At 62.4% G+C, this 6,962-nt stretch carries 9 protein-coding genes; 6 read left to right on the plus strand and 3 right to left on the minus strand.

Going from position 1 to position 6,962, the window contains the following annotated elements; genetic code table 11:
* Positions 1–1,196 (plus strand): ATP-dependent helicase (locus GEU01_RS23320; RefSeq protein ID WP_019087271.1); only part of this gene is annotated, 1,196 nt, incomplete at its 5' end.
* 130 nt (positions 1,197–1,326) lie between these two features.
* Positions 1,327–1,761 carry a hypothetical protein gene (locus tag GEU01_RS18625; RefSeq protein ID WP_026018872.1) on the plus strand — a complete coding sequence of 145 codons (435 nt, stop codon included), beginning with the start codon at positions 1,327–1,329 and terminating at the stop codon, positions 1,759–1,761.
* Here GEU01_RS18625 and GEU01_RS18630 read toward each other — a convergent pair.
* Positions 1,755–2,360 (minus strand): nuclease-related domain-containing protein, encoded by a 606-nt coding sequence (locus GEU01_RS18630; protein WP_232272620.1) that lies wholly within the window; start codon positions 2,358–2,360, stop codon positions 1,755–1,757. The genes GEU01_RS18625 and GEU01_RS18630 overlap by 7 nt on opposite strands.
* A 154-nt stretch (positions 2,361–2,514) precedes the next feature.
* On the minus strand, positions 2,515–2,928 hold the full coding sequence (locus tag GEU01_RS18635) for a winged helix-turn-helix transcriptional regulator (RefSeq protein ID WP_025440128.1): 414 nt from the start codon (positions 2,926–2,928) through the stop codon (positions 2,515–2,517).
* Between the two features lie 100 nt (positions 2,929–3,028).
* Here GEU01_RS18635 and GEU01_RS18640 point away from each other — a divergent pair, with 100 nt between their 5' ends.
* The 4 genes from GEU01_RS18640 (at position 3,029) to GEU01_RS18655 (ending at position 6,136) form a co-directional block, all read left to right on the plus strand.
* Positions 3,029–4,048, plus strand: coding sequence for a zinc-binding alcohol dehydrogenase family protein (locus GEU01_RS18640; RefSeq protein ID WP_019087275.1), 1,020 nt, complete (start codon positions 3,029–3,031; stop codon positions 4,046–4,048).
* A 77-nt stretch (positions 4,049–4,125) separates the two neighbouring features.
* The gene (locus tag GEU01_RS18645) at positions 4,126–4,560 is read left to right on the plus strand and encodes a cupin domain-containing protein (protein WP_019087276.1); all 435 of its coding nucleotides are present in this window, start codon (positions 4,126–4,128) and stop codon (positions 4,558–4,560) included.
* Between the two features lie 522 nt (positions 4,561–5,082).
* The gene (locus GEU01_RS18650; RefSeq protein WP_019087277.1) at positions 5,083–5,763 is read left to right on the plus strand and encodes a hypothetical protein; all 681 of its coding nucleotides are present in this window, start codon (positions 5,083–5,085) and stop codon (positions 5,761–5,763) included.
* 70 nt (positions 5,764–5,833) lie between these two features.
* Entirely contained in the window at positions 5,834–6,136 is a 303-nt protein-coding gene (locus GEU01_RS18655) for a hypothetical protein (RefSeq protein WP_019087278.1), read from the plus strand.
* A 352-nt stretch (positions 6,137–6,488) separates the two neighbouring features.
* Here GEU01_RS18655 and GEU01_RS18660 read toward each other — a convergent pair whose 3' ends face one another.
* A complete protein-coding gene (locus tag GEU01_RS18660) occupies positions 6,489–6,896 on the minus strand; it encodes a hypothetical protein (RefSeq protein ID WP_019087279.1) in 408 nt (135 codons plus the stop codon).
* Between the last annotated feature and the right edge of the window lie 66 nt (positions 6,897–6,962).

Genomic DNA, 6,962 nt, shown 5'->3' on the forward strand with positions numbered 1-6,962 from the left:
ATTCCTGGCGCGGGGCGAAAGTCGGCTTCCTGCGGAACTTCCCGCATGAGTTTCCTGATGCGAAGATGTTCAAGCTGGAGGAGAACTTCCGTTCCACCCGCCATATTCTTGATGCGTCGAATGCGGTGATTTCATTTGACCCGTCGCGGATCGAAAAGAGACTGTTTACACGTCGGGGCGAGGGCCTCCCGATCGAGGTTCTGGGGTTCTCCTACGCCACCGAGGAAGCTGCGGCGCTCATCCGGGAGATTGGCCGCCGCGCGGCGACCGGCGTCGCCTGGCATGACATGGCTATCATTTACCGCCAGAACAGGCTCTCCCGAACGCTGGAGGAAGCACTGCTCCACGCCCGTGTCCCCTACGAGATCATCGGAGATGTGGGTTTCTATCGGCGTACCGCCGTCAAGGATGCTCTGGCCCTGCTGACGCTTTGCGCATGGCCTGATGAGCGCAGGTCGGATGAAGCTTTTCGGCGGATGGCCAACCGGCTCCCGCGGGGCCTTGGCGCCAGGGGCCTGGGGAAAATCGAGATGGAGGCTTCGGCGGGTGGTCTGTCGCTATGCGCGGCGGCCACACGGACCCGGCTGCCCCCGAGATGTGCCGTGGCGCTGCAGGGATTCGTCCAGATCCTCAGACAGATCGGATGTCGGGAAGGGGAAAGCCTTGGGGAGCGCCTTACCGGCCTGCTCGAGGCAACAGGGTATCTGGACATGCTGCGGGCTGATGATTCGGATGAAGCGGCAACCCAGCGGGAGAACCTCGCGGAACTGATCGAACTGGCCCAAGGTTTCCGGCGCGCGGAACACCTGCTGGAGCACGCGGCACTGGCAGGCGGAGCACCTGGCGAAAAAGGTCGTGATCGCGTTCAGCTCATGACCATGCACCGGTCGAAAGGACTGGAATTCCGGCACGTCTTTCTTCCTGCGTGGGAAGAGGAGATTTTCCCCGGTGCGATGTCGCGCAATCCCGAAGAGGAGCGTCGCCTTGCCTATGTGGCGCTGACCCGGGCTATGGAGCAGGCCACGATCACGTTCTGTGATTATCGCCAGGGCGGATCTTCCCGTCCGAGCCGGTTCATTGACGAAATTCCACTCGAGAACCGGGTCAGCAGCTGGAATCACGGCAGGAACGAACCACGCCAGTCTGACGGTCGTTGGAGGCAGATTGATCAAGAACTGAATGCGCTTGGCTTGTGAATGCGGACAATGCATGCTCCGGCAGCGGCGACATGCGTTCGCGCGGCCGGGGCATTGCACCAAACAGGCTGGTTCCGTCCGACGCTTCGGTCTTAAATTGCTTTTCTTTTGGTCGAAGGACGTCTGCTTTATGGCGAAAAAGCCAGTGCCGCCGATTGAGCCCGATGACTGGGATGATGACGAGGCGGGTTTCCTGCAGCCTCTGGAGCCACCGCCGCCCGTCCGGGACCCGACGGATCTCAGGCCCCATACGCGCCAGCTCACCGATCTCCTTCGGGCCAGATTTCCCGACAGGTGGGTCGGTGTGGAAATCGGCACGCTTCCGCTTCGGTGTGAGGATGACCTGTTCTCCGATTTTATCGACCTGGGAGATGGCCTCGGGGTTCGCCTCGATTATGACCCCGAGGAGCCGGAGCGGGTACTCTGGATCAGTGCCGGCAACCGTGACCATGGTGGTGAGCCGCTCGATTTTCCCCGCGATAGCGAGGCCTGTCGCGGGCGCATGCTTTCAACCGGGGAAATCGCGGAACTGCTCGATTTTCTCGACAGGGAGGCCGCTTACTGATGCCCGCTGGCATGGCAGGCAAGCCCGATGTGCCGCCATGCGTCAATCAGTGTGCCCTGCGGCACGTTGCGCTCAAGATCGTGCAGCAGGGTTTCCAACCCGGAAAGGGAAAGGGTGCAGGCCACAAGCGCCGGTGACAGGACCGCAGTTCCCGTCATCACGACGTGGCTGAAGACCTGGATGGTCGGGTCCACGAGGCGGGCCAGCGCGTAGACGGCCCGGCAATGGGCGGCATTCTGCATCACCGGGCTGTAAATCAGCCGGGGCGGGGCATCGGGCGCCTCGCCCGCAAAACGCTGTCGCCACCGTTCATCTTCCGGGTGTCCGGTCAGTTCGCCGCCATACCGCTTGGTCTCCACGACATGGATGCCCCTCGGGCTGAGGAACAGGTGGTCAATCTGGGTGGTCCTGCTGTCACCTGCCGGCAGCATGGCGTTGTGCAGCACGGCCAGGCCGCTCCGGTCGAGCACGTGGGCTACGGCGCTCTCTCCTTTCTCGCCCTGGATGGCGGCGCGAAAGGACCGCCAGACCTGCACCTCATGGGCCGTCAGGCGGCAGCTGCCGGGAGGCTTCACGCGATGACGTCGAAGTCTTACCACGCAGTCTCCCCCTGTAGTTCCATGGCCCGATAACGTGTCCCATATATCTGTCCGTCATGCGACTGGGGCGGGAAATGCCGGGAACCATGCGTGCTCGGGGTGAGCGTCCGGGTGCATGTCCGCAACGCGGATCCGGATCACCAATACTGCCCGCTCACCCGCCAGCCTGAACGCAGGAGATCGGACAATCGGCGGCAGGCTCGTCCAGGTCCGCAGGGGATTCGGGATCCCGCCTGAACCCGGTATTCTCGTCCCCCCATTTCTTGAGGGCCATGATGACCGGCTCCAGGGTCCGTCCCCGCGGCGTCAGGCTGTATTCCACCTTCGGGGGCACCTCGGCGTAGACTGTCCGCAGGACAAACCCGTCCTGTTCCAGTTCGCGGAGCTGCGCCGTCAGCATGCGCTGGGTGATGTTGGGCAGGCGCCTGCGGATTTCGTTAAAGCGCAGGGTTCCCTCAAGCAGGTGGTAGAGGATCACCCCTTTCCATTTCCCGTCGATGAGCTGAAGCGTCGCTTCAACGGCACAGCCGGGACTGCAATCAAGTGATTTATGCCGGATACGGGCCATGACGGTATCATTTCCGATACTATGGGCGTTAAAAGTGCGTTCTTGTCCGAACCCAGCATAATGCTCACTGTTCTCCTTCATCAACACAGGAGCAGACATCATGCGCGCCGTCGGTTACCAGACGCCTCTCCCGATCGACAATCCCGCGTCCCTTCAGGACATCGATCTGCCGAAGCCTGTTCCTTCAGGGCGGGATCTCCTTGTGGAAATCAGGGCTGTGTCGGTCAATCCGGTCGATACAAAAGTCCGTCGCAGCGCCGCGCCGGACGCGGGTCAGTGGCGGGTCCTGGGCTGGGACGCCGCCGGGATCGTTGTCGGCACCGGACCTGAAGTCACGGATTTTGCCATCGGGGATGAGGTTTTCTACGCAGGCGCGCTCGATCGTCCGGGAACCGATGCCGAATTCCACCTGGTCGACGAGCGGATTGTCGGCCGTAAGCCCCGTTCCCTGAACTGGGCTGAAGCCGCGGCACTGCCGCTGACAGCGATCACCGCCTGGGAGATGCTGTTCGATCGCCTGGATATCCGTCGGTCAGTCCCCGGCGTGAAGCCAGCCGTGCTGATTATCGGCGGCGCTGGCGGCGTCAGCTCCATCGCCATCCAGCTGGCGCGGGTCCTGACCGATGTCACGGTCATCGCCACCGCCTCCCGGCCAGAAACGCGCGACTGGGTAAAATCCCTCGGGGCACATCACGTGGTGGATCACAGCAGGCCTCTTGCCGCGCAGGTCGCCGCCCTTCCGACCGGCGCGCCCGGCTTCGTCTTTTCCACGACGCAGACCGATCGGCATATGCCAGAGATTATCGCGCTGATCGCGCCCCAGGGGCATTTCGGCCTGATTGATGACCCGGCCGCGCTCGACGCCCTGCCGCTGAAGAAGAAAAGCCTGTCGCTGCATTGGGAGCTGATGTTCACCCGCCCGCTGTTCGGCACAGCCGATATGGGCAGGCAGGGCGAGATTCTCAACGAAGTCTCACGCCTCGTGGATGACGGGCGTATCCGCACCACGCTTGGCAGGAACCTCGGCCTGATCACGGCGGCGAACCTGCGGCAGGCCCATGCCCTGATCGAGAGCGGCCAGGCAAAGGGCAAGATCGTGCTCGAAGGTTTTCCTGGCTGAAATGGAGAAGACCATGACTGAATCCGCAAAAGCGCTCGTCGAGACATGGTGTGGAACATGGGCGGAGAACAGGCCTCATGACTGATGAAGAGCATCTGATGACCCTGAACCGTACCGGTGGATGGTTCGATCTCAACAGGATTGTGGCAGCGTTCCCGCACACTGCGGATACGATGCTGCTGGATACCTATCTGACCGACAGGCCGGAAGCCAGTATCAGGGTGTTCCGGATCTATCGGGACGTGCCGCCGCATTATCATACCCAGTGTGATGAAGTCCTCCATGTGCTTTCCGGCGAAGGGACATTCTGGATTGATGATCCGGCTGAAGAAGCGCCGTTTGTTCCCGGGCACCTGCTGGTCTTTCCGCGGCGTGCGGTGCATGCGGTGCCGCGTATCCTGCGTGATCCTGTCACTTTTCTTGCCATCGACACACCGCGCCGGGCACCGGATGACGTGGTGTTCGTCGATCCTGCCGAAGGCACGCCTTCCGGCTTCATCAAGAGTATCTGAAGTCATGTCGCGGGTCACAGATGAACTGGATCTGTGTCCCTGCAGCGCATGCCCGCAAAACGCGGCGTAAGCCCAGGGCATCTGGAGACGGTTTCCTTTCCCGAAAGACCTGGTCCGGGAAACATCTCTGTTCAACAGGAAAAAAGAAAATCAGGGGCGGCCCCTTCGGGGTTCTCTCACTCTGGTTCGCTAAGCGGCTGCGCCGCTAACCTCACTGGAGCCCCCTGCGGGGTCTCCACGCTTTCGCGCAACGGTTCGACCGCTCGCCCTGGGGTTCTTCAGGATGAATACTTATGAGATTTCTTATAATACTGCGATTAATAAAAGGGGCATAAGGAAATAAAGGGAATAAAAACAGTAGTAAACTAATGTTTACTGATAATATATTGTCTTTTCTATTGTATTTATATTCTGTCTGTACTATTCTTTATTTGTGGAGAGGGAAATGGTTCCCGCCACAGACGCCCCGCCCGGTGCTGACACACCGGACAGGGCTGACGCCAGACAGAAAGGTCAAGTTTCATGTCCAACGCTACCAACACAATGACCGCCGCCCTCGCTTCCGCGCAAGAGAAGAAAGCCGCCAGCAAGGCAAAATCGGGCCAGAAGGCCCCCGCCGCCCGCCGTTTCGAGGAAGCGGCCCGGCGCGTGCCTGTCATCACCATCGAGGCCGCCGAAGCCCTGATCCCCGTTCCCGACCAGATCACCAAGATCGTTTCCCATTTCGGCCTTGAGGACTTCGACGCCGATGCCCTCGCGGAAACGGCCCGGCAGGCTTTCACCGTCATCGCCCGCAGCCTCTCGCCCGTGCTGGTCGTGACCACATGGAACGGGGAGCAGAACGACAAGGGGCTGGAAATGCACCTCCAGCGCATGGCTGGTGCCGCTGTCGCGTCCGCCTTCGGGGCCGCCCAGTTCTATGACGCCAAGCGCGCGCAGGCCCGCGAACTGTCCTCACAGTTCAACGAGTATCGCGAAGAGGACCGGATGGGCGTCGACGGGCTGGAAAACAGGGCGGCCAACGCCCGCCGTTTCGCAGCCGAGCAGGGGATCAAGGCCGCCGCTCTGGTCGCGTCCGCCCGCGGGGCCCTTGCGGCCTACGAGGACATGATTGGCACTCCGTGGAAGCCCTACACGGCCAGCAACGCCCGCACCATCGACCAGCGGGCCGCAGCTGCCGAGATGGACGCCCTCGGCTTCTGACCGACCCGGCCGGACCCACGGCGGGTCCGGCCACCCACGGCAAGGTACCTTTCCGCAAGGATCGACCCGCATGAGCGAATATGAATCCATGGCAGACCGCGACGAGGCCCTTGCGCTTTCGCGTGCTGCGCCCGACCACGCATGGGTCCTGACGGACCGGGACGTCTGGCATCGCAATCCTTTTTATCATGGCCCGGAAATGCCGCATCCCGAAGATGACGGCGCGCATGACTTTATTGCCGACCACGGCATCGACGCATGGCGGGAGGCGACAAGGGCTGCAAGGGCCGCAGCCATCGCCGCAGCCGAAGCGAAAGCGCGCGAGATTGCGGACGCTCCCGACCCCTGGTGGCCCGACGATCCGACGCCTTGAGAGACCACGCCGCAGGAGCCCGGAAACCGGGTTCCTGCTTCTGGTGTCCGGGGCCGCCATCGTGCTTGCAAAAAAATGCCCTGAAACCAGCATGCCGCCGCGAGGCGCCCGCCTCAAGCCCGCTGCGCGCCGCGCTTCGCGCGGTGAGGACACGCTCCTTTCAGTGAACAGGGCCGCCCGGATCGCAGGGCGGTGCCCCGCGCTCCGGGCAACCCGGTTCACCTCAGGGGCATGCCCTCAGGCTTGACCCGGGCGCCTCGCAGCCCTCCCCGCGGGCAGCGGCCTTCCCTGTTCCGCTCCCGGGAAAAACAATGTCGGTCATGCAGCATGCCGGACTGTGGAGATGACAAATCTACTGTGTCGCCCTGCCGAACACGAAGCCAAGCTTGCCGTCATTCATGACGTAGGGCGTGCAGGTCATGCCGGGATGGACCGCGTCGTAGGGTTTCAGCCATCTTGTCGAGACCCAGCCGGGACGCAATGCAAGGGTCATGCTCCGGACGTAGCCGTTCGTAGGCGGTGCGTCCGTGGCGACCGGGAGTACCGCCAGCGCAGGCGCAAGGCTCGGGGCACCGTCCCGTGGTTCGCTCTGCAGCGGGATCGGATGCCTGAAATCCATCATGACCCGTTCCGGCGCATCAAGGGCCATGCATCTGTACCCGTCGAGCGCACGCATCGGGGTTCTGTGCAGCGCGAAGGCCGGATGGCTGATGCTGCAGGTGATGACCGCAAGGATCGCGGCCCGGTGGGAAAACCTCATGCTGGACTCCTCGTCAGCCGGTCAGGATCGAACTGGACGCGGCACTGCCCATTTTTGCTGCGACTG

Origin of the sequence: Komagataeibacter europaeus LMG 18890 (genome assembly GCF_000285295.1) — a bacterium.
Lineage (GTDB): Bacteria > Pseudomonadota > Alphaproteobacteria > Acetobacterales > Acetobacteraceae > Komagataeibacter > Komagataeibacter europaeus.

Bases quoted from the DNA above. Each gene is read 5' to 3' on its own strand.
- GEU01_RS18625 (WP_026018872.1), top strand. From the start codon at position 1,327: ATGGCGAAAAAGCCAGTGCCGCCGATTGAGCCCGATGACTGGGATGAT.
- GEU01_RS18635 (WP_025440128.1), bottom strand. From the start codon at position 2,928: ATGGCCCGTATCCGGCATAAATCACTTGATTGCAGTCCCGGCTGTGCC.
- GEU01_RS18640 (WP_019087275.1), top strand. From the start codon at position 3,029: ATGCGCGCCGTCGGTTACCAGACGCCTCTCCCGATCGACAATCCCGCG.
- GEU01_RS18645 (WP_019087276.1), top strand. From the start codon at position 4,126: ATGACTGATGAAGAGCATCTGATGACCCTGAACCGTACCGGTGGATGG.
- GEU01_RS18650 (WP_019087277.1), top strand. From the start codon at position 5,083: ATGTCCAACGCTACCAACACAATGACCGCCGCCCTCGCTTCCGCGCAA.
- GEU01_RS18655 (WP_019087278.1), top strand. From the start codon at position 5,834: ATGAGCGAATATGAATCCATGGCAGACCGCGACGAGGCCCTTGCGCTT.
- GEU01_RS18660 (WP_019087279.1), bottom strand. From the start codon at position 6,896: ATGAGGTTTTCCCACCGGGCCGCGATCCTTGCGGTCATCACCTGCAGC.